This is a genomic window from Butyricimonas faecalis (assembly GCF_003991565.1).
Classification (GTDB): Bacteria; Bacteroidota; Bacteroidia; order Bacteroidales; family Marinifilaceae; genus Butyricimonas; species Butyricimonas faecalis.
Map to the genome: position 1 here is coordinate 3405021 of NZ_CP032819.1, position 22552 is coordinate 3427572.

The window sequence follows — 22552 nt, forward strand, 5'->3', positions numbered from 1 at the left end:
TTCTTTAAAATTAGAAACGATATTTTATGAGGGTCCATATACCGATGACCCCGTCTTTCCAGTTTATTTTTTTACCTTCGTCGATGCTCCGGGGATAATAGTGGATCGGTAATTCTTTTATTTTGTATCCCTTGCGACACACTTTGGCTGTTACTTCCGGGCAGAATTCGAATCCGGTGCATGTTAACGGGATGGATTTTAGGAGTGCCGTGTCGAACATTTTGTAGCAAGTCGGTTCATCCGTCAGGTGTTGCCCGTACAGGATGTTCGTGATGATGGACAATAGCCTGCCACCGAAGTAGAATCGCTGGTAGGAGTGTTTGTTTGCTTTGTTGAGGAAGCGGGATCCGTAGATGACTTTTCCGTCGTGTTCGATCATCCATGCCAATAGCGGGTTGAAGTCTTCCGGTTCGTATTCGAGGTCCGCGTCCTGTATGACGGTCCACTCCCCGCTGGCTTTCTGTATCCCGACTCGTAGGGCTGCTCCTTTGCCTTGGTTGTAAGGTTGGTTGTGGTATTGTATCGGGCAATCGGGATACGTCGCGATGAAACGCTGAATTTCGGCTTCCGTTTCGTCTTTCGAACAGTCGTTTATGACGATAATTTCTTTTTGGATGTTTTCAATCAGCCGTGTGCGATAAACTTTTTCCAATAACGCGAAAAGGGTTCGGGCTTCGTTGTAAGCGGGGATGATGATGGACAGTGTTTTGTGTTTCATGTCGCTGAAGTTATTGTGATGCATGATTTCTTAGCACGAACTGGGCGGTTGTCCGGCTGCGTTGCTCGACTAGCGAGGGGGTGTCTCCGATGATTTCCCGGATGATGTCTTCGTTGTAATGGCGGATCGTGATGAGTTTGACGTTTTGGTTGTAGCGTACTTCGAATTCTTCCCGGAGTTGATCCAAGAATTCGTTGAACACGGCGCTGTTGCCATCCACGCAGAAGGAGAAGCTGATGGCGGAGTTTTGCATCAGGTTCAATTTCAATTTGTATTTGGCCAGCACGGCGAAGATATGACTTAATTTTTCTTCCGCGATAAAGGAGAAGTCTCTCGGGGTAAGGGTCAACAAGCATTGGTTTTCTTTGTTGATATAGATTGGGGGTAACGTTAGGTGTTCGTCAATTTCTTGTATCACGGTTCCCTTGTATTCCGGATGCAGGAATGATTTCACGTAGAGGGGAATTTGTTTGTTCTGGATCGGCTTTATGGTTTTCGGATGAATGACTTTTGCCCCGAAATGGGATAGTTCGATGGCTTCTTTGTATGACATTCTGCTGATTACTTGTGCGTTCTCGTATTCTTTCGGATCGGCGTTCATCACTCCCGGGACGTCTTTCCAAATGGTCACGTCTTCGGCGTTTAACAGGTTGGCTAAGAGGGCAGCCGTGTAATCCGATCCTTCTCGTCCCAGCGTGGTGGTTTGGTTGGTGCGGGTTCCGGCGATGAAGCCTTGGGTGACGAATAGGGATGATGTGTTGAAATCAAATGCATCTTTACAGAGTTGTTCGGAAAGTTCCAGGTCGATGTTCGCGTTGCGATAGTTTTGATCAGTTTTGAGGAATTTCCGGATGTCAATGAATTGATTTTCGATGCCTTCCATGTTTAAGTAATCGGAGATGATGGTCGTGGAGATCAGTTCCCCGAAAGAGATGATCCGATCGTATTCGTAGTCATAGCATAGTGACGATTCGCTTGACAGAATGTTTTCCAAGCTTGTAAATAATTCTTCCAAGTGTTTGTAGACGCTGTCATTTAAGGGGAACAGGGTGTTCACGATGTCCAGGTGAAAGTTTTTCAGTTCTTTCATGATAGCGGTCGCTTGGGGGTCTTGGTGGAAGTAGGCGTTGCATAATGTTTCCAGCAAGTTTGTCGTTTTTCCCATGGCAGAAACGACCACGATAAGTTGTCCTTGTTGTTGATGGACAATTGAAGAGAGGTTTTTTACCCCTGTTGCATCTTTCACGGATGCTCCTCCGAATTTAAAAACTTTCATTATAGGTATCGATTATAAGTAACACAAAACAAAAGTAAATTTTATATTGTAAAATACAAAATAAGGGAAGTTATATAGGAGTTCACGACCAATCAACTCCCTCTCCCCTTCGGGGTATTGAGCCCGAAACGGTCTCGAACCACCTTTCGTTCGACAGATTCCGAGCAAGCTTTTCGTCTGTCCTCGCTTACCCGGTGGTTGAGGGTGTGTCAAACAAGTCAGTCTTTTAATGACTACCTCCCCTAATCCCTCCTTGCACAGGAGGGAAAACCGCTTGGCAATCAACCCTCCCCCTATGCAAGGGGGAGTTGGAGGAGGTAGCTTGTTGATAGGAATAAGACTTGCTAGACAGTCCCGAGCTAAGTTACATTTATTGTAAAACGGTGTGTGATGATTGCATTTATGTTGTAAAAATTGCAATGTAGCATTATTTTGATACCTTTGTCCGAGATTTTGGTGTTTGATGAATGAATTATTAATTGTAAATGAATGTGATTATGGGAAAAGTTTGGTTGTATGGTATCGTGTGTCTATGTATGTGTTTGAGTTGTGCTCGAGTTGCATCGGACGAGTCGGGAGAACGGGAAATTTGTTTTAGAGGAAATGTATTGGAGTTACAACAAGTTCATTTGTTGGGGTCAAGAGCGGGGTTGGGTAGCGGCGATAAGGTGCAGTTGTATATCGTGGAGCAAGAGGAGGAGGAATTAAAATTGCCTGCAAGTGAGGATTTTTACCAGATGAGGAGTGATGCCAATGGGAATATAGATTTTGAAGATGGGGAAAAGCACGTGTACCCGAATAACCCGATAAATATATATGGTTTTTGTTGCAGGGGAATGGAAGGGAATCCCGCGGATCTTTTGAATGTGCCGGTGAGGGTGGAGGGTGAACAGGTGTCGGAGGAGGCTTTGTTGAGGTCTGATTTTTTATACGTGAAATCGGAAGAGCGCTATCGGGCAACGGATAACGTGATTTCGTTGAATTTCAGCCATCAGTTTGTAAAGTTGCTATTCCATTTTAGAACAGATACCCCGGAGACCGTTGATTTTGGGCAGATAACGGCTCTTGAGGTTTTAAACGTTGTTCGGGAGGGAAGTTTTGACGTGGCCACGGGCGAGTTGACGTTGGGAGATGCTGTTGACGATATACAGGCGCAACCGGCCAGTGAATCGATGGTGATTGTTTTGCCTCAGAAGGTGAAAGGTGGGGATGTTTTGTTTCGTTTTGTCCAAGATGGAAAAGAAAGGTCGTATTCGGTTCCGGCGGATGGCATGTCACTGGAAAAAGGGAAATTATATACATGTGATGTTTTGATAAATCAGTATCCGGGAGCAGGCGATAAAGATGTGGTGATCAGTACCCGGGTTGAAGATTGGGACGAGTCGGAACCGCCGATTTATGTCGTGTTTGAAGAGGGGCAGAATGTGGTGGCAACGTTAACGGATGTTTCGAGCGGGGTGGTCGTGAAGCGGGCGGATTTGTATTTGTCTTCTGAGAATAGAAACTACGAGAAGTTGAATGTTCCCGTGATAAGGAATAAGATGGAATTTATGTTCCCGAGGGAGAAAGAGGGGGGAACTTTGCAGTTGAATAAGGCTCGTTTTTACACGGAGGCGGGAGATGAGTTTGATTATTACTTTCAGGATAAGGAGTTGCTGGGGGATAATTTGGATGAGTTGTCTTTGGTGTCACCCAAGGTCGGGGATGCTTGGGGAGATGGGGTGATTTTTGCGGTGGGGGAAGTGACGGGATATGATGAAGCCAGTAACTCGTTTGTTACAAATGTAGATGGAATAAATGCTTATCGAGGTAGGATTGTGGCGAATGCTTCGTTAGGAAGCGAATTGTGGAGTGAGACAAAATCAAAAGGGAAGGCATCTCTCATTGGAGCAAGTAATAGATATGATGGATTGGAGAATCTGAAAACCGTGGAGGCTTTTGCGCGTGATAACGGGGAAACCCTTGATTTGTATCCTGCTTTTAAAGTTTGTAAGGATTTGGGAGAAAATTGGTATTTCCCAGCATTGAATGAAATTAGATGGATTGTTTTGCATAAAGAAGGATTGGGTTTGGAAATGGGTACCTTGAGTTATGGTAGTTCAACAGAGATTTCAGTTAAAGATTGTGGGGGAGTAACAAAATCTGGATCTGATAGTCTTTTTGATAAAGCAATAATGAACATTTGGCCCGTTCGTGCCTATTGATGAAACTTCTTGTGTCGGGTTAATGTTAATGGTTAAGATGAATTTGGTTGGCAATAGGGATGCATGGTTTTGGGTTGTACGTGCAAGGATTTGAACGGAAGAGGCGGAATAAAACCCGCAAACCTTTTAAATTAAAGATTATAACTCTATATTTGCAAAAAAATTAAAACACATAACCATGATAATGCATAAAGTTACAACTTTAAATCAATTTATTATTGAACGGCAGGCCGAGATTCCCGGGGCTACCGGAGAATTCTCACGACTTTTGCACCACATAGGTATCGCTGCCAAGAAAGTTCATCGGGAGGTAAATAAGGCTGGTTTGGTAGATATACTTGGAAAGGTGGGTTCTATTAACGTGCAAGGAGAGGACCAACAGAAGTTGGATGTCTATGCCGACAAGACTTTTATGGATGAGTTGAGGGCGAGTGGCGAGTGTTGTGGGGTAGCTACCGAAGAGAATCAAGACATTGTGGTTTTCGAGGAGGGATTGAGCAAGGATGGAAAGTACATTATATGTATGGATCCGCTGGACGGATCGTCAAATATTGACGTGAATGTTTCCGTGGGTACGATCTTTTCTATTTATAAACGTATTTCTCCTATCGGGGAACCGCTCGTGATGGAAGATTTCTTCCAACCCGGCACGGAGCAGGTGGCTGCCGGTTATGTGATTTACGGATCGTCAACCATGTTGGTGTACACTTCCGGTAACGGGGTGAATGGTTTCACGCTGGATACTTCTATCGGGGAGTTCTGTTTGTCGCACCCGAATATGCAGACGCCGGAAAGTGGAAAGATATATTCTATCAACGAGGGAAATTACGTGAATTTCCCCGTGGGTGTGAAAAAATATATCAAGTATTGTCAAGAGAAAGACGAGTCAACGAACCGTCCGTACACGTCTCGTTATATCGGCTCTTTGGTTGCCGATTTCCACCGGAATATGTTGAAAGGCGGGGTGTTCCTTTACCCGCAAACCAGTTCTCACCCGACAGGAAAATTGAGATTGTTGTACGAGTGTAACCCGATGGCGTTTATTGCCGAACAGTCCGGAGGGTTGGCTACAGACGGGGAGCAGCGAATTCTGGAGATAAAGCCGGAGGCTCTCCATCAGCGGGTGCCGTTGTACACGGGCTCGAAGAAGATGGTACAGAAGGTACAGGAGTTTCTGACATTCTTCAATAATATCTAGAAATAAAGAACTTCAAATGGATGATTGTAACAGCGATCATCCATTTGAAATTAAAGAGGAGGTTAAAAATAAATCGAATATATGATAGCAAAACAATTAATTGAGCCAAAGAGCATTGTGGTTGTGGGTGGTTCTGATGACGTACACAAACCCGGAGGTGCCGTGTTACGGAATTTGCAAGACGGAAACTTTAAAGGTTCACTTTACGTGGTGAATCCGAAGATGGACGAAGTGCAAGGAATTAAAGCATGTCGCGACGTGAAGGATCTTCCGGAGGTGGATTGTGCCATTTTAGCCATTGCTGCTAAATTCTGCCCGTCAACCGTGGAAGTGCTTGCTAAACAGAAGAACACGAAAGCATTTATTATTCTCTCTGCCGGATTCCATGAAGAGAACGAGGAGGGTGCCAAGTTGGAGCGTCAGATCGTGGAGACGGTGAATTCGGTAGGAGGATCATTGATCGGACCGAACTGTATCGGTGTTTTGACAAATCATTACAGCGGGGTATTCACGAGCCCGATCCCGGAATTGAACCCGCAAGGGGTGGATTTGATTTCCGGTTCCGGTGCAACGGCCTTGTTTATTATGGACTCGGGAATGCAAAAAGGGATCAAGTTTAATAGCATGTATTCCGTGGGTAATTCCGCTCAGTTAGGGGTGGAGGAGATTTTGGAATACATGGACGAATCGTTTGATCCGAAGACGAGTTCTCGTGTGAAATTATTATACGTGGAGAGTATCGAGAAGCCGGAGAAGTTGTTGAAACACGCGTCTTCTTTGATTCGTAAGGGATGCCGGATCGCTGCTGTTAAGTCCGGAGGTTCTGCAGCCGGAAGTCGTGCGGCATCTTCTCACACGGGAGCTTTAGCCAGCTCGGATGTTGCCGTGGAAGCGTTGTTCCGCAAGGCAGGCATCGTGCGTTGTAACGGACGTGACGAGTTGATGACGGTTGCCGGAATTTTCATGCACCCGGAGATGAAAGGTCGTAATATGGCTGTCGTGACCCACGCTGGAGGGCCTGCCGTTATGTTGACGGACGCTCTTTCTAACGGAGGGATGGATGTTCCGCATATTGAAGGAGAGAAGGCACAAGAGTTGCTGGCGAAGTTGTTTGCCGGGTCATCTGTGGGTAACCCGATAGACTTTTTGGCAACAGGTACGGCTGAACAGTTAGGATATATCTTGGATGCTTGTGATCGGGATTTTGATAATATTGACGGGATGGCAGTTATTTTCGGTAGTCCCGGTTTGTTTCCCGTGTTTGATGTGTACAATGTTCTCGACGAGAAGATGAAGACCAGCAAGAAACCGATTTTCCCGATTTTCCCTTCTTCCAAGATCGTGAAGGATGAGATTGCGGAGTTCGTGTCTAAAGGTCGTGTTTATTTCCCGGACGAGGTGTTGTTTGGAAATGCCTTGTGTAAGATATACAAGACTCCTGCCCCGCAACCGGAGCATTTTGAAATGCCGGATATGGACGTGAAGAAAATCCGCGAGGTGGTGGATAACGCGCAAAACGGTTATCTGTCTCCAGACGAGATTCACGCGTTGTTGGATGCAGCCGGGGTAGCGAGAGCTAAAGAGGGCGTGTCTGATAACGAGGAGGAGATTGTTAAGATGGCGAAAGAGATCGGGTTCCCGCTGGTAATGAAAGTTGTCGGGCCGATCCACAAGTCGGATGTAGGCGGAGTCGTGTTGAACGTGAAGGACGAGGAGACGGTTCGCCGCGAGTTCAAACGGATGATGCAGATCAAGGATACATACGCGATCATGCTTGCCCAACAGTTGGATGGAACGCAAGTGTTTATCGGTGCTAAACGGGACGATAAGTTTGGTCACATGGTACTTTGCGGGTTGGGTGGTATCTTTATCGAGGTGTTGAAAGACGTGAAGGCCGGATTGGCTCCGATGTCTAAAGAGGAGGCTCACGGTATGATAAAAGAGTTGAAATCGTACAAGATTATACAGGGTGTTCGCGGACAAGAACCCGTGAACGAGGATAAATTTGCCGAGGCCGTGATGAGAATCTCCGCTTTGGTGAAGGTAGCCCCGGAAATCTTCGAGATGGATTTGAACCCGTTGTTGGGAAATAAAGATAACGTGGTGGCTGTAGATGCTCGTATTCGTATTGAAAAATAATGTTTAAGATTTCCCGGGAAGGTGTGGCTTCCCGGGAAATTGTAAAGTATGTGTGATGAAAAAAAGTGATTTTATTGTTATCGGGTGCGTTATCGTATGCCTGTTGCCTTTCTTCGTGTGTGATTCCGTGTATTCTTTTTATAAAACATTTAACGCCGAGCATGGTATGATTATGAGCTTTTTGAAGTTCGCGATCTTATCGACGTTTGGAGAATGTATCGGGTTGAGGATAAGTGCGGGAGTGTATAACCGGGAAGGTTTCGGGATTTGGCCTCGTGCTATCGTGTGGGGGATTTTGGGCATGGGTATCAGTATGGCCATGACGATTTTCTCAAGTGGGGTTCCGGTCTTTTTGAAGACGATGGGGATGGAGAATGCCGTTGCCGTGATGGGCGAGAGTTTGTCGTGGGACAAGGTGTTCGTGGCCTTTTGTATTTCTGTGGCACAGAACACGATTTTTGCTCCTGTTTTTATGACATTGCATAAGATCACGGATACACATATATTGACTCATGGCGGAACGTTATCCGGTTTTTTTACCCCGATACAGATGGGGGAGATTATGGCCAATTTGAATTGGCGGGTGCAATGGAATTTCGTTTTCAAGAAGACGATTCCATTCTTCTGGTTCCCGGCTCACACGATCACGTTCTTGTTGCCGGGTGATATGCGGGTTTTATTTGCCGCCTTGCTGGGGGTTATCCTGGGAGTTTTGTTGGCTATTGCCACGCATAAAAAATAGACGTCTATAACTTTTCGTCTTTCTTACCGTATAGTTTATAGTTGATGATAATGGTTTAATCACTATAAACTATATTTTTATGGATAAGAATAAGACTGAACAAAAGAGGTCGGGGGCGAAGCAAGAGGAAGTGAAAGAGGATACAACGTTACGTTTGACTGCCGACCTGAAGGGGAACTATTTACTGGATGAGCGGACGAGCGAGATGAAATGGTTGGGGATTTTTTATTCACCCTCGGGGGAAGTGTTCACCGGGTAGCCAAGATGTTGAAGAAGAAGATCGGGGCGGATCAAGTGGATATGTTTTGTGTAAGTGATATTCAGGCGGATAAGTTGTTAGACTATAAGAATTTGATATTGGTATGCTCTTCTTTGGGGCGTAGTACGTGGGAAAGGGAACAGAGGGATCGTTGGGCCAAGTTTTTCCCGAGTATGCGTAAGATTTCGTTGAAAGATCGTTTTGTGGCTCTTGTCGGCTTGGGTGATCACGTGACCTACCCGAAGAATTTCGTGGATGGAATGGGGTACATGGCGGAATTGGTGACAAAACTTGGCGGAACGCTTGTGGGAAAGACTTCGACAGACGGATACGCGTACGAGGATTCTACTGCCGTGATCGATGATCTGTTTGTGGGATTACCTTTGGATGAGGATTTTGAACCGGAGAAGACGGATGCCCGAATAAGCAAATGGTTGGATATGGTGTTGCCGGAGTTCGAGCGAATTTGATCGTCGGTGACGAGCTGCAAGTTGCGGCGTGAATCATTGGGTCTGTATGGGGACTTACTAAATAAGCGGCTGTCGAATACGTCTTAGCCGGTCTACCCTCTCTAATTTTCCCTTACACAGGGGATGGATGGGTTGTCAAGCGGTGTTTTCTCCTCTTGTGTTCGACAGTCGCTTATTTTTATTTTTAAGGCATAAGCGAGGATTTGTTGAAAAAAGAGTTACTTTTGAGGCAAGCGATTTCATGGTTTATTGGTCTTTACCGTGTAATCGTGCTTATGTAGAACGCAAAATGTATTAAACATGATGAGAAGTATTGTATGCCTACTACTCTTCTTGATGGGGAGTGGTGTATTTGCACAGAAGGCAAATTTTGAGGCTTGTGTCAAGTTTTCCGAGAAGAACCTTTCTGATTATGTCCATAGTTTATCGGTTTATCCCTCGTGGATTGGAAATTCTGATTTTTTCTGGTATTATTACACGACGAGCGACGGGACGGTGTATTATTTGGTGGATGCCGGGAAAGGTAAGAAGCAGAAATTGTTTTCAACGGAGCGACTTGCAGCGAAATTAGCGGAGTTGACGGGTAAAACTGAAAATGTGCGGGATTTTAAATTGGGAGGAGTCCGTTTTGAGGGGGATAATCCTTATCGGTTGATATTTTCCAAGTACGGGAAAGATTTTGAATACGATGTGAAACGCAATGTCTTGAAAGAATATTCACGGGAAAGTAAAGGAAATAGTTTTAGTCACGTTCCTTATTGGCAACGCTGGTCTCCGGATAGCAACTATATGGTGTATGCTTATAAGCATAACGTGTATCTGCAGGAAAGAGGAGACACGATTTCTTACCAGTTGACGACGGATGGGGAGCGTTATTATTCTTATTCTTTTCAACGGGATAAGGATACGGATAAGAGGGAAGGGGCATCAATTACCTGGTCGAGGGATTCCAAGGTGTTCTATGCTTTGCGACAGGATCGCCGGAATGTGGGAGAGGGATATTTGATTGACCATCTGGCAGAGCCTCGTCCGACGTTGAAGACTTATAAATTCCCTATGCCCGGGGAAAAATATGTCTACACGTATGATTTGCATCTGTTTCACGCGGAAAAGAGATCGCATCAGGTGGTTGATATTGCGAAATATCCGGATCAAGAGGTGAAAATAATACTTTTTGATTTTAATAAATACCCGGAATATATTTATTTTACCCGTAAGAGCCGGACGTGTGACGAAATGGATCTTTGCCGGGTAGATACTCGTACGGGAGAGGTTTTTGAAATTATTCACGAACGTTGTGAACCGCATTTTACAGAGCAGTTGTTTGAATGCCGAATATTGAATGGAGGGGAGGATATTCTTTGGTGGTCAGAACGTTCCGGTTGGGGGCAATATTATCTTTACAACAAGGACGGGCAGTTGAAGAATCCGGTGACGACGGGTGATTTCGTGGCCGGGAGAATCATGGAGATGGATACGTTGGGACGTAGTTTCGTGTTTGAGGGGTATGGCCGGGAGAAGGGGATTAATCCGGAGTATCGTCTTTTCTATAAAGTGAATTTTGATGGTTCCGATTTGACGTTGTTGACTCCCGGAGACGGGTTTCATTCGATTGATCTGGCCAAGAACGGGAAATATTTGATTGATAATTATTCTCGGGCGGATCAGGAGCCTATTGCCGAATTAAGGAACATGAAGGGGAAAAAAATCATGGAATTGGAACGTCCCGATTTGCGTTTGCTGTACGAGACGGGATGGAAGAAGCCGGAACGGATAAGAGTGAAAGCGGCAGATGGGATGACGGATCTTTATGGCGTGATGTATCGGCCGTTTGATATGGATACGACACGGAAGTACCCGATTATCGTGAACGTGTATCCGGGACCGCAAGAGAATTTTGTTCCACAGTCTTTCACGTTGGATGATAATGGAAACGAGTCTTTGGCTCAGTTGGGTTTTATCGTGGTGAATGTCGGCTTTCGGGGTAGTTGTTTTACCCGGGGACGAAATTATCACTGTTTCGGGTATGGAAATTTGAGGGATTATGCTTTGGCGGATTGCAAGTTCGTGGTCGAACAGTTGGCTAATCGATATTCTTTTATTGATTTGGATCGGGTGGGGATTTACGGACATTCCGGAGGTGGTTTTATGGCTGCAGCATCTATTCTGACGTATCCGGATTTCTATAAAGTTGCGGTTGCCGCATCCGGTAATCATGATAATAATATATATACGAAATGGTGGGGTGAGACTTATCATGGCGTGAAAATGCACGAAAAGAGAGTGGGAAAACAGGATAGCGTGGTATATTCGTTTGAATCCAAGATCCCGACAACAATTGAATTAGCCAAGAATTTGAAGGGGAAGTTACTGTTGATAACCGGAGATATGGATATTAACGTGCATATGGCCCATACAATCCGGTTGGCCAATGCATTGATGCAGGCAAATAAACGCTTTGATTTGATGCTTATTCCCGGGGCAGATCACGGCTTGGGTTCTCCATATTATGTGAATCTTATCCGATATTATTTTGTTGAAAATCTTTTAGGACAAAGGCTAAATAGTGCTGATATGGATAAGGTTGACTGACCATGTTTAAACGATCCTTTTTTGACAACTATTTTCAATAAGAAATTATTTGTAATTCAAAGATAACACTTTTTAGCTTAACCTAATTATCAGCATTTAATTTTTTGTACTCACAAGATTTAACGTCTTTCTTGAAAATGCAAAAATCAAAAAAGGATCGTTTAATGACAGAGGAACAATGTGAGTATATTCGATTTTTGAATGGGGAAGTGCTTATTTTTAAGCACTTTTTTAAAGAGCATTTCTCTAAGTTTTTTGCCTTTACGTCTCGCTTTATTAATGATCCGTATGTGCGGGAAGATATAGTACAGGAAACTTTTATTGTTGTTTGGTCTCGGCATTTGAAAATGTTTGATTCTGAAGCATCCTTGCAGGCTTTTATTTATCGAACTCTTAGAAACAAGTGTTTAGATTATATTCGTCATGAAAAAATTAAAGAACGTTATTCTAGTGAATTCTCAAAAGAATTGGAAACCAGTGATTATTTAATGCAGGCAATCATAGATGAGGAGAGTCGTTTCTTAATTCACAAGGCGATACAATCATTAACCCCTCAGGTGCAGACGGTGATCAAATTGCATTTAGAAGGCAAGAAGAATAAGGAGATCGCGGAGGAAATGGGGATAAGTGAAACAACGGTGAAATTTCATAAATCGGTTGCTTATAGAGAATTGAATAAGTCTTTGGGACATTTGTTCTTAATAATTGCCATGTTATTATAGTTTTTGAAAAAAAGTAAAAAATTTACCTATACTGTTTTTTATCTCGATCGTTATTGGGAAAACGAGAGATAGATGAAAGAGATAATTCAGTATTTATTTATAGCTAAATTAATCTGTAAAGAACGAATTGCCGGGTTGGATGATTCGGAAAAAAGACAATTGGATTCCTGGAGGAGTGAGTCCAAGGAGAAGGAACATGTCTTTTTAAACTTACAAAGAATTTCCACGGAAGAATTAGAAAAACGGTATGATGGGGTGGATGTTGATTTGAAATGGAAGAGTTTCAAGAAACGGCAACAACAAAGGAAGAGGAATATAAGAGTGGGAGTAGCAGTTGCGGCAAGTGTTTGTTTATTAATAACAAGTGTATTGTGGTTGTGGTTGGGCACTTTAGGAGAGGAGCGAGTTGTACTGGCTGAACAGGGACAACAAAATAATGTTTGCCTTGTGTTGTCGACCGGAGAAGTGGTAGATATTTCGAACGTGGGACAAGATGAGGTAAAATTGGATAAAGGAACAAAACTTTATGAGGGGAATCGTTTGGAATATGTTCAACCGGATTCTTTGCATAAAAAGGAGTTGGAGTTTAACCAGTTGATCATTCCGAAAGGGACATTCTACCATTTGGTTCTTTCGGATGGAACAAAAGTATGGTTAAATGCAGATTCAAAGATAAAGTATCCGGTATCTTTTGGTCAAGATAAAAGGGAGGTCAGTTTGCGTGGAGAAGGTTACTTTGAGGTTGCAAAAGATAGTTCCCGTCCTTTTATCGTGAGTACGGATAAAATGGATGTGAAGGTGCTGGGGACTACCTTTGACGTGAATACGTACGAGGATGAGGGAAAGAGTTTTGTCGTTTTGGTCGAGGGGCTTGTGGAAGTGTCTGCAGGGAAAGGGGAATCCCGGATCATCACCCCGGGGTATATGGCAGAGGTGAATATGCATGACGTGCAGGCTAAGATCCACGTTTCAAAATGTGACACAGAGCATTATATTGCTTGGAAGAGTGGTAATTTCAGTTTTAGGAATGCTTCGTTGACGGAAATTTTGAAACGAGTGTCCCGGTATTATGATGTAACCGTTATTCGAGAACAAGTATTTGAGGAGGAGTATTATACGGGAGATGTGTCAAGCGATGTATCGTTAGAGTCTTTGCTTGCCGTGATTGAGTCTTCAACTTCCGTGTCATTTAAAGTAGAACGCAAAATCGTCTATGTACAAAAGAAAAGAGATTAGGCTAATTGGTCTTTCCTAATCTCTTTAACGCAAAATGTTATATAGACATAACACACAAATATAGGTAAAAATGATGGTAGAAAAGTTTTTTTTCAGAAAATTCAACAAGTGTTGTGCATTTTTGATGCTATTGTTGTTTGCATCAGGCACGCTTTGGGCAGGGCATTCACCGGAAAAGATAACCTTGAAGGTGACCAATGAGAAGCTGGTTAAAGTGCTGGAAGAGATCAAAAAGCAATCCGGGTATAATTTCGTGTACAACGAGAAGTTCGTGAAGGATCTTGGCGGGATAACGGTAGATGTCAAGGAAGTCTCTTTGGATAGCGTGATGAAGGAAGTGTTGAAGGGGACGGGGTTGCGTTATCGAATTCAGGACCGGATTATTTTATTGGAGAGGGCTCCACAGGAATCATCCGGACGGAAGTTTAAGGTGATCCGGGGGAGTGTGAAAGATGAGGACGGGGCGCCATTACCCGGTGTTACGGTAATGATTAAAGGAACAACGATGGGCGTCTCAACAGATGCTACCGGGAATTTTGTTTTGGATATGCCGGATGGGTATCAGGTTTTACAGTTTTCTTTTATTGGGATGGAGACGCGGGAGGTCAAACTGGCAGGTGCGGAGACCCACGTGAATGTGGTGTTGAAGATGGCCGTGGGGCAGTTGGATGAGGTGGTTGTTTCCACGGGGTACACGCAGACGACTCAAAAACGAACCACGGGTTCCGTGGCTGTGGTGGGTAAAGAGGTGTTTGAAAATAAGGTGCCCACGTCGATAGATCAATTGTTGCAAGGACAGGTGGCCGGTGTGAGTATCGTGGCCAAATCCGGTCGTCCGGGTGAATCGGCAAAGATTCGGATTCGGGGAACGAATACGCTTACCGGGGATGCTGAGCCCTTATGGGTAGTTGATGGGGTGCCTTTGCAACGTAACATACCGAGTATTGAAAAAGGACGCATTAAAGCGGGAGATTTCAATGATATTTTTGCTAACGGTATAGCAGGGATAAATCCGAATGATATAGAAAATATTACCATATTGAAGGATGCTTCTGCTGCCGCGATTTATGGTTCAAGAGCCGCGGGGGAGTTATCGTGATCACGACGAAAAGAGGTAAAGTCGGAAAAATGGCTGTGAATTATTCGGCTAATTTTTCGATGGTGATGAAACCGCAAAGAGATGGTAATTTAATGAATTCGAAACAAAAATTGGCTTGGGAGCAGGAGTTGTGGGATGAATTTTCGGCAGATGGGTTTACGAACGGGACGTATTATCCGGTGGTTGGTATTGTCGGAATGTTACGGGCCAATAAGCTGGGGAAGGACGGTAAGGTTTGGACCGACGAGGGGTTCGAACCGATGAGTGCCGCGGAGCAAGATGCTTATATAGCGGACTTGTCTAAAACCACGACGAATTGGTTTGACGAGTTGTTCCGGACAGCCTTTTCGATGAATCACTACTTGTCTTTATCCGGGGGAAGTGATATAGCAACATATTATGTTTCACTTGGTTATTCGAAGGATAACGGAATACTGAGAAAAACTTCTTACGATCGATACAGTTTGTCTACAAAGGTGAAATTGAATCCTCACGAGCGAGTTTCAGTAGATTTGGGAATTGATTTTTCTCAACAAAAATCAGATGGTTCCTCGTTGAATGTGAATCCTTTCCAATATGCTTATTTTGCCAATCCTTACGAGAAGCCGTATAATGAAGACGGCTCATACAGACCGGATTATACGTATTATAATCTGAATCAAATTAATGGCGGGCGAGAGGCCATACTTCCTGCCAACGGGTATAATATTATGCGGGAAATTAATGAAACGTCTAGTGTTGCAGATGATTATGCTGCCAATTTGATGTTAAGTTTGAATTACACGATTTCTTCAAAGTTCCGTTTTTCCGGTTTGCTTTCGTATAATTTTATCAATAATAAATCGGATAACATCAATGGTATTGATACGTATGCCGCTTTTAGAGATAAGCCTAGTGTATTGGACGATTGGAATAGCCGGAGAAGTTACGGGTCAATTACCCAATCTTCAGCTAATAACACGAATTATAGCGCGAGATGGCAATTGAATTATTCGGATATTTTCAATTCGATTCATCGCCTGCAGGTATTGGCCGGAGCGGAAATACGAGGCTCTAAAGCGAAAAGTATTTACGAGAAACGTTATGGTTATGATCCCGTTACCGGAAATTCTTCTACCCCGGCCCCGGAAAAGACAGATGATAAGGTTGACTATAATAAGTTAGTGGATATGACGAATTTGATTGACGGGCTTTCCGGGCAATCTATCGAGGAAACTCGTTTCGCGTCGTTTTATGCTTCCGTGGATTATAGTTTGTATGATAAGTATATTGCCAGTCTCTCTTTCCGTACTGACGGGTCAAATAATTTCGGTAGTGACGAACAGTTTAACCCGACGTGGTCTTTAGGCTTGGCTTGGCACGTGGGTGACGAGCATTTCATGGAAAAACTTCGTCCTGTTCTTAGTCGTTTGAAGTTAAGTATGGCGATGGGATATACCGGGAACGTGAATAAAACGGAAAAGCCGGAGTTGATTATGTATTACTCAACCTCTTATCGGAAAACCGACTTGGAAAATCTTCGCATCGGGGAAGTTCGGAAGGCTCCCAATCCTCATTTGCGTTGGGAGAAAACGCGGGATATGAAAGTAGCTTTGGATTTCGGACTTTTTAATAACCGGATTAATGGTTTGGTTGAGGCGTATTATCGCTTGAGCAAGGATCTCGTGACAAGTGTTGATGTCCCTTACATGACAGGATTCAGGGGGCAAGGTTATAATACTTCTCAGATCGAGAATAAAGGAATTGAGGCAACATTGCAGGCGCTTGTCTTTAAGTGTAGTGATTTTAGATTTAACGCTTCGGTAAATGTAGCCTGGAATAGTAATATTTTGAAACGTTACACGTCACCGATATCTTATTCGGCCAATAATTTTGTCGGGTATCCTCTAGGTTCGATTTTTGCAGGTAAATCAACGGGAATAAATCCGGAAACCGGGTTGTATAAATATAAGCTACGTCCGGATGCAGATATTTTGAAGCCAACAGATTTGAGTGATGTGAATAACTATATATTCTACAAGGGAACATCAACAGCTCCGGTAACGGGAGGTTTTAATTTTAGCTTCTCCTGGAAGACGCTTTCCTTGAATGTCGGCGGTGCTTATTCATTAGGAGGAAAGGTTGTGGATGAGATAACGTCGCCGGTGAGTTATAACACGATAAGCGTTACGGGAATGTCATCGGGAGAAAAGATCCCGACGAGTGAAAATGATTTGTACGTGAATCATTTGAATGTGCGGAAAGACGTGACGAATCGTTGGACGGAGAATAACAGAACCGGAGTAAAGTATCCCAGGATTATCGATACGTATGGCGAAAAACTTTATTATGACCAGATTTACCCGACATCCAGTACGATTACCCGGGCAACCATGCTGGAGAATGTCTCTTTCTTGCGGGTGAAAAATATGTCGTTGTCTTATTCGTTGCCTTTGGATGTGGTGAGTAAAATGGGTGTTTCTTCTTTGAGTTTTTCCTTTATCCTGACGAATTTATTTACGATAACGAATTATTCGGGATTGGATCCGGAAACGCCCGGGGCCACTTATCCTTTGGCACGTTCCTGTTCATTTGGACTTAGTTTAGGCTTTTAATTTGTGTGATTATGAAGAATTTGAAAAATATAAGTGTGTTTTTAATCGTATTCTTTGCTTGTGTATCTTGTAAGGAGTACTTGGATGTGAAACCGAAAGGCGAGGTGATTCCTAAGACGGCTGAAGAATTCGCTGCGTTGTTGAACAGTCATCTGAGCGAGATCGATGATGGTTATGACGATGCTATATTGGGCAACGCGATGGAAAAGTTGGAATTCGAGTGTTTTAGTGATAACGTAGAGAATAGTTTGACAAAGAATGTCGTTGGAATGGGTGCTATTCCCAAATATGTGGGTGACCGCTTGAATTCGTTTAAGTCTGAATACGAGAAGTTGTATGCCTTGATCAGGAATTGTAACTTGGTGATACACGAAATGAAAGAGACTGACACGGAGATGGCAAAGGCATGTTATGCCACGGCCTACACGCTGCGGGGTGTCGCTTATTACAATCTGATGCGTCTTTTCTGTGAACCTTATAACAAGCAAAAGGCAGATGAACAATTGGGACTTTCAATCGTGACGCGTTTTGATATGGAAGCACGCCCGAAACGGTCAAGTCTGCAGGAAATTGTGTCGCTTATAGAAGAAGATTTGAAGAAAGGAATTTCTTATAATTCCCAATCGGAAATTTATCGTTACACGGTGGATGTGGCCAAAGCTTATTTGGCTAGACTATATTTTTGGTCACAAAATTGGGAACAGGCGATACCCGTGGCCAAAGAAATATTGGAGGCTTATCCCTTGGTGGAGGGAAACGAGTATGTTGAAATGCTCTCTGCCCAACATGCCCGGAAGGGTAATATCCTTTTGCGTTCTTACATGTTGTCTCATACGAGTGGCGATCAGAACTATAATGGAGCCAAAGGGTATTTAGCCGTGAAACCTGTAAGTAAAAGTTTTATTGATCTATTTGTTGAGAAAGAGCAAGATGTTCGGTATTCGTTTTTGTTTAACAATAAACGAGAGGCACAGAAGGTTCCGTTGGCTTGCGTCAGAAGCGCGGAGATGTGTTTGATTATGGCGGAGTCGTATGCTTATTTGAATCAAACACGAGAGGCGCTTGAGTATTTGAATTTGTTGAGGTCAAAACGGATTTCGAATTATACTCCCTATACCATGGGGAATTTACCTGCCGTGGATGAGCTTGCTTTGGTCCGGGTAAATGCGGAAGGAGGGGCTTTTACTCCCTTGTTGTGGGCGATACATTGTGAACGACGGAAAGAGTTGTTCATGGAAGGTGATCGCTGGTTCGACTTGAAACGGAACGGATGCCCGGAGTTTTGGATTGCTAAAGACGGGCTTAAATACGAGACGAAACAATTTATGTATACCGCACCGATTCCTTCGAGGGATATTGATTTGATCCCGGGAATGATTCAAAATGAAGGTTATGTCAAGTAATGAAAAGGAGGTAAGTATGAAAACAAGAATAATATTGATGGGTTTAGGGTTTGTTTTGTTGTCTTTTTGTGGAGGATGTGATAAACCGGATGATGTCCCGCCGCGTATTTTGACAGAAAGTCAGGATTACCAGTTGCCTAAAGCACGACCGCTGACTTTGGAAGAACGAGAAGAGATACGGTTGCTGAAAGAGGAGTATAATAACGCGATTCAAGGGTTGTAATAGCTAAAGATTAAAGAGAAATATGATGAAGAATATTATATCGATTGCCTGCCTGCTGTTGTCGATGTGCTTTGTAGCATGTAACGATGATGACAGTGAAGAGAAAGGGCCTCAACTGGCTTTTTCGAAATTGATCTATACATTGGATGCCGAGAATCCTTTGGAGGTGGAGATTCAGGTTTCCGAACCGGTACAAGCGAATACATCGGTTAAGTTTAACGTGCGGGGTGCTGCCGTTCAGGGGGAAGAGTATGAACTTTCGGCTGATGAGTTTGTTATTCCCGCGGGAGAAAGAACTGCTAGTATTACCGTGACTCCCAAGAATAATTTCGAGGGAGGAAAAACGATAAAATTGGAATTGAGTCCGGTAGAGGGGTATGTATTGGGAGAATATAATTTTACGTTGATCGAAGTGCTTACTAAAGGACAGTTAATTTGTGCTTTTGCAGAAGAGAACTACGTGTTACCCGGAGAGCTTGAGGTTCGTATGAATGCAAAGGATGCAAATACGGGAAAATATTTCTCGGCGAGTACGGATACAAAAGTTCCTTTCATCGTGGGGAAACATTCAACGGCCATAGAACATGTGCATTATGAATTCGTGGATAATCCTGATAAAATGTTTGTTATTCCGGCCAAAAAGAGTTATGGTACAATAAAAATTAAGTTTTTGAAATGGGAAGAGGGGAAAACGACCTTGTTTTTATTAGTTCCGGACGGGAATGATCGAGTGCTGCCGGGAGATGTGGATCAAACTGAGATTTATATAAAAGGGATGACAACGCCTGATCGTTTGGTCGGAAAGTGGGCTTTCAAAGAGGTAACGTCAATAGAGTATCTGCGAGAGAATAATTGGTACGGGGGATTGGACGAGGTGGCACATTTACCGGAAAATAATTTACCGACGGATATATTAGAGTTTGTGGACGGCGGGGCAAAGTTAAAAGTTCATGCAACGGGAGATATGGCGAAATATTTTAGGGATTGCGATGTAAAGTTCTTGAGGGAACAACAGTTATATTTGTATGAACTTGCCGGAATAGGTCGGCCGCCTATGGTTACTGCTTCTATGTTGGAATTGAGTCAAGCAAATGTGAATTTCTCTGGTACGAATGAAAAGTTGAGAGCAGTACAAGTCGGTTTTAGATTGTTGGATGATAAAGAGACTTTGGAAGTGACCGTGTTGGATTATGAACCTACTGACTTTCTGTATGATACATATAAGAGCAATGCTGATTATGCGGCAGAAGGCGATTTCCCGATGGATTTTCATATGGTTCGATATCATTTTACCAAAGTGAAATAGACGATGAAGTGGTATATAGCTTTATGGATTGCATGCTTGTGGGCATGCAATCCTATTCATGGGGTGAAGGTTTCGGGAGATTTGCTTCATTATAAAGGAGATAAATTATATTTTGAAATCTGCGGACAAGACACAACCATTACGGTGGCTTTAGACAGTACGGGAAATTTTGAGACTATCTTGCCGTTAAAAGAAGCAGGATACGTGCGCTTGGCAAATGGAAAGGCTGCTTTTCCTCTTTATTTGCTGTCGGGGAAGAGCGTACGCTTGAAGATGGATGTGAAGAGCGTGCAGGAGGGTGACTATGAATCTGTTGAGTTCTTGGAGGGTGATAACCCGGAAACCCGAATGATGGTTGATTATTACCAAAAGCAGTGGTTCCCGTCAACACAGGAGATGTTTGTACTCCCGCCGGCTGATTTTAAACAGTTCATGGATTCCATTGTACGTTTTAATGATCGTATTATTTCAGCATTCGTGGAAAAGAACACGTGCGATCCGGCATTTGTGCAATTATTTCGAATGCAGGTAAAAGTGCCGTTGGCGGCCTCTTATTTTTATTATCCCATGTATCACTCCTTGTTAAATCGGGAAGACAAAAGTGAGACGCCTGCCGATTTCAATATATTTGATCGGATGCTGCCGAAAAATGATATAAATGTTTACCGGAGCGTGTATCGCTATAAGATCTACGAAGTTTCGTATTGGAATAATTTGCTGGGTGAAAAATTAGCTGATTTGATGTCCGAGCCGGAACGATTCGTGAATGCTTATATAGACGAGTTGAACAAATTGGGCTTGCATGAACAGATTCGGGATGATATAGGAAATAATTTCGTGATGCAGTATTATAATGAATTGCCGGAGGAAGCCGTGGCGATATTGAAAAACAGGTACAAAGAAATTGTAGTTAATCCGAAGTACGTGAAAGAAATAGAACGTGTTTTTCAAAATGTTTTGCCCTAAAAGAATTTTCAACTTTCAATTAATTGCTTATCTTTGCACCCGCTTATCGAGAATAGGCAAGTAATTAATCAGTTAAAATTAAAAAGAATGGCAACTAAAATTAGATTAGCAAGACACGGTCGTAAAGGACGTCCGTTCTACCATGTAGTGGTAGCAGATAGTAGAGCACCGCGTGATGGTCGTTACATTGAAAGAATCGGTTCTTACAACCCGATGACCAACCCGGCTACGATTGATTTGAATTTCGACAGAGCGTTATACTGGTTGATGACCGGAGCTCAACCGACTGACACGGCTAAAAGAATTCTTTCTTACGAGGGAGTACTTATGAAAAAGCACTTGTTGGAAGGTGTGAAGAAAGGTGCGTTTGATATGGCTGCTGCTGACACGAAATTTGAAGCTTGGAAGAAAGAGAAGATTGCTAAAATTCAGGCTAAAATTGCTCGTTTGGCTAACGAATCAGAGAGCGCTTATAAGGCTCGTCTGGAAGCTGAGACTAAAGTGAAAGAGGCTAAAGCTGAAATCGTGGCTAAAAAACAAGCTGAAATTGCAGCTGCAAAAGCTGAAGCAGAAGCCGCTGCCAGAGCAGAAGTAGAGGCCGCTGCAACTGAAGCCGCAGAGGCAGCTCCAGAAGCTCCCGCAGAAACTCCAGCAGCAGAGTAATTTTATGGTCAAGAAAGAAGATTGTGTAAAGATAGGGGAGATAGGTAAGACTCATAACTTACAGGGAGCCCTTGTTGTTTATACGGATAATGATCTTCTTGAACAATACATGGATGAGCCGGTGTTTATTCTTTTAGAAGGAGCACCGGTTCCCTTTTATATTGCCGAGGATGGTTTGACGGAAAGAAACCATTCTTCTTATATTGTCAAATTTGATTTTGTTGACTCGAAGGAGCAAGCGGATCGTCTGGTAGGTCATGACCTGTTAATGGATAAATACCTGTTGGAAGAAGAAAACGAATTGCCTTTTGAACTTTCCGACCTGATCGGGTATTCCGTGCTGGACGAGTCGACGGGAGAGACGGGTGTCGTGGAGCAGGCAGACAACTATTCGGGCAACGTGGTGCTCACGATAAAAATATTTTCCAAAGAAATTCTTCTTCCCGTATCCAATGAATATGTCTTGGGTATTTCTCATGAAGAGAAAAAATTGCATGTAAATATTTCTGAAGAGATCAAAGAACTTTATTAAGTCTTTTTAAACATTCAAACCTGTAAATAGCTAAAAATAGAGAGTTACTTGCGTGTCTTATCGGGTGTTTCGGAGTAGGGTACTTATCGTGTAAAGTTCAATTTTTATTAAAGCAAAATATTTCAAGAAAATATTTCTAGTTTGGATCAATTTTATATTTGGAAAATTTTTCAACCACGTATAAAACATTAATAGTATCATTATCATTTT

The 22552-nt window shown here is 43.2% G+C and carries 19 protein-coding genes; 17 read left to right on the forward strand and 2 right to left on the reverse strand.

Annotated features, from left to right (window positions below; all coding sequences use genetic code 11):
* Nucleotides 1–10: 10 nt before the first annotated feature.
* Nucleotides 11–718, reverse strand: coding sequence for a glycosyltransferase family 2 protein (locus tag D8S85_RS14445; RefSeq protein ID WP_106625124.1), 708 nt, complete (start codon nt 716–718; stop codon nt 11–13).
* A gap of 10 nt (nt 719–728) precedes the next feature.
* Nucleotides 729–1994: an aspartate kinase gene (locus D8S85_RS14450; RefSeq protein WP_106481297.1), complete on the reverse strand. Its 1266-nt coding sequence runs from the start codon at nt 1992–1994 to the stop codon at nt 729–731.
* Between the two features lie 497 nt (nt 1995–2491).
* On the opposite strand from D8S85_RS14450, the gene D8S85_RS14455 reads away from it, so the two are divergent.
* From D8S85_RS14455 to rimM, 17 genes are all read left to right on the forward strand, one after another.
* Nucleotides 2492–4198 carry a fimbrillin family protein gene (locus tag D8S85_RS14455; RefSeq protein WP_158641605.1) on the forward strand — a complete coding sequence of 569 codons (1707 nt, stop codon included), beginning with the start codon at nt 2492–2494 and terminating at the stop codon, nt 4196–4198.
* Between the two features lie 178 nt (nt 4199–4376).
* Entirely contained in the window at nt 4377–5396 is a 1020-nt protein-coding gene (gene fbp / locus D8S85_RS14460) for a class 1 fructose-bisphosphatase (protein WP_205702809.1), read from the forward strand.
* An 81-nt stretch (nt 5397–5477) separates the two neighbouring features.
* Nucleotides 5478–7535 carry an acetate--CoA ligase family protein gene (locus tag D8S85_RS14465; RefSeq protein WP_106481299.1) on the forward strand — a complete coding sequence of 686 codons (2058 nt, stop codon included), beginning with the start codon at nt 5478–5480 and terminating at the stop codon, nt 7533–7535.
* A gap of 55 nt (nt 7536–7590) precedes the next feature.
* The gene (locus D8S85_RS14470) at nt 7591–8277 is read left to right on the forward strand and encodes a hypothetical protein (protein ID WP_127075308.1); all 687 of its coding nucleotides are present in this window, start codon (nt 7591–7593) and stop codon (nt 8275–8277) included.
* A 79-nt stretch (nt 8278–8356) separates the two neighbouring features.
* Entirely contained in the window at nt 8357–8536 is a 180-nt protein-coding gene (locus D8S85_RS21950; RefSeq protein ID WP_240648677.1) for a hypothetical protein, read from the forward strand.
* A 5-nt stretch (nt 8537–8541) separates the two neighbouring features.
* Entirely contained in the window at nt 8542–9006 is a 465-nt protein-coding gene (locus D8S85_RS14475) for a flavodoxin domain-containing protein (protein ID WP_240648678.1), read from the forward strand.
* 300 nt (nt 9007–9306) lie between these two features.
* Nucleotides 9307–11598: a S9 family peptidase gene (locus D8S85_RS14480; protein WP_127075310.1), complete on the forward strand. Its 2292-nt coding sequence runs from the start codon at nt 9307–9309 to the stop codon at nt 11596–11598.
* 164 nt (nt 11599–11762) lie between these two features.
* Nucleotides 11763–12320, forward strand: coding sequence for an RNA polymerase sigma-70 factor (locus tag D8S85_RS14485; RefSeq protein ID WP_106481304.1), 558 nt, complete (start codon nt 11763–11765; stop codon nt 12318–12320).
* Between the two features lie 72 nt (nt 12321–12392).
* Nucleotides 12393–13556: a FecR family protein gene (locus tag D8S85_RS14490; protein ID WP_127075314.1), complete on the forward strand. Its 1164-nt coding sequence runs from the start codon at nt 12393–12395 to the stop codon at nt 13554–13556.
* Between the two features lie 70 nt (nt 13557–13626).
* Nucleotides 13627–14655: an STN domain-containing protein gene (locus D8S85_RS21955; protein ID WP_240648681.1), complete on the forward strand. Its 1029-nt coding sequence runs from the start codon at nt 13627–13629 to the stop codon at nt 14653–14655.
* A 29-nt stretch (nt 14656–14684) separates the two neighbouring features.
* On the forward strand, nt 14685–17249 hold the full coding sequence (locus D8S85_RS14495; RefSeq protein WP_240648684.1) for a SusC/RagA family TonB-linked outer membrane protein: 2565 nt from the start codon (nt 14685–14687) through the stop codon (nt 17247–17249).
* Nucleotides 17250–17260: 11 nt separating this feature from the next.
* On the forward strand, nt 17261–18652 hold the full coding sequence (locus D8S85_RS14500) for a RagB/SusD family nutrient uptake outer membrane protein (protein WP_106481306.1): 1392 nt from the start codon (nt 17261–17263) through the stop codon (nt 18650–18652).
* A 16-nt stretch (nt 18653–18668) separates the two neighbouring features.
* Nucleotides 18669–18875, forward strand: coding sequence for a hypothetical protein (locus tag D8S85_RS14505; RefSeq protein ID WP_027200674.1), 207 nt, complete (start codon nt 18669–18671; stop codon nt 18873–18875).
* A gap of 22 nt (nt 18876–18897) precedes the next feature.
* On the forward strand, nt 18898–20181 hold the full coding sequence (locus tag D8S85_RS14510; protein WP_106481308.1) for a hypothetical protein: 1284 nt from the start codon (nt 18898–18900) through the stop codon (nt 20179–20181).
* Nucleotides 20182–20184: 3 nt separating this feature from the next.
* Entirely contained in the window at nt 20185–21147 is a 963-nt protein-coding gene (locus tag D8S85_RS14515; RefSeq protein ID WP_106481309.1) for a hypothetical protein, read from the forward strand.
* Between the two features lie 87 nt (nt 21148–21234).
* Nucleotides 21235–21810, forward strand: coding sequence for a 30S ribosomal protein S16 (locus D8S85_RS14520; RefSeq protein WP_106481310.1), 576 nt, complete (start codon nt 21235–21237; stop codon nt 21808–21810).
* Between the two features lie 4 nt (nt 21811–21814).
* Nucleotides 21815–22342, forward strand: coding sequence for a ribosome maturation factor RimM (gene rimM, locus D8S85_RS14525; RefSeq protein WP_106481311.1), 528 nt, complete (start codon nt 21815–21817; stop codon nt 22340–22342).
* The last annotated feature ends 210 nt before the right edge of the window (nt 22343–22552 follow it).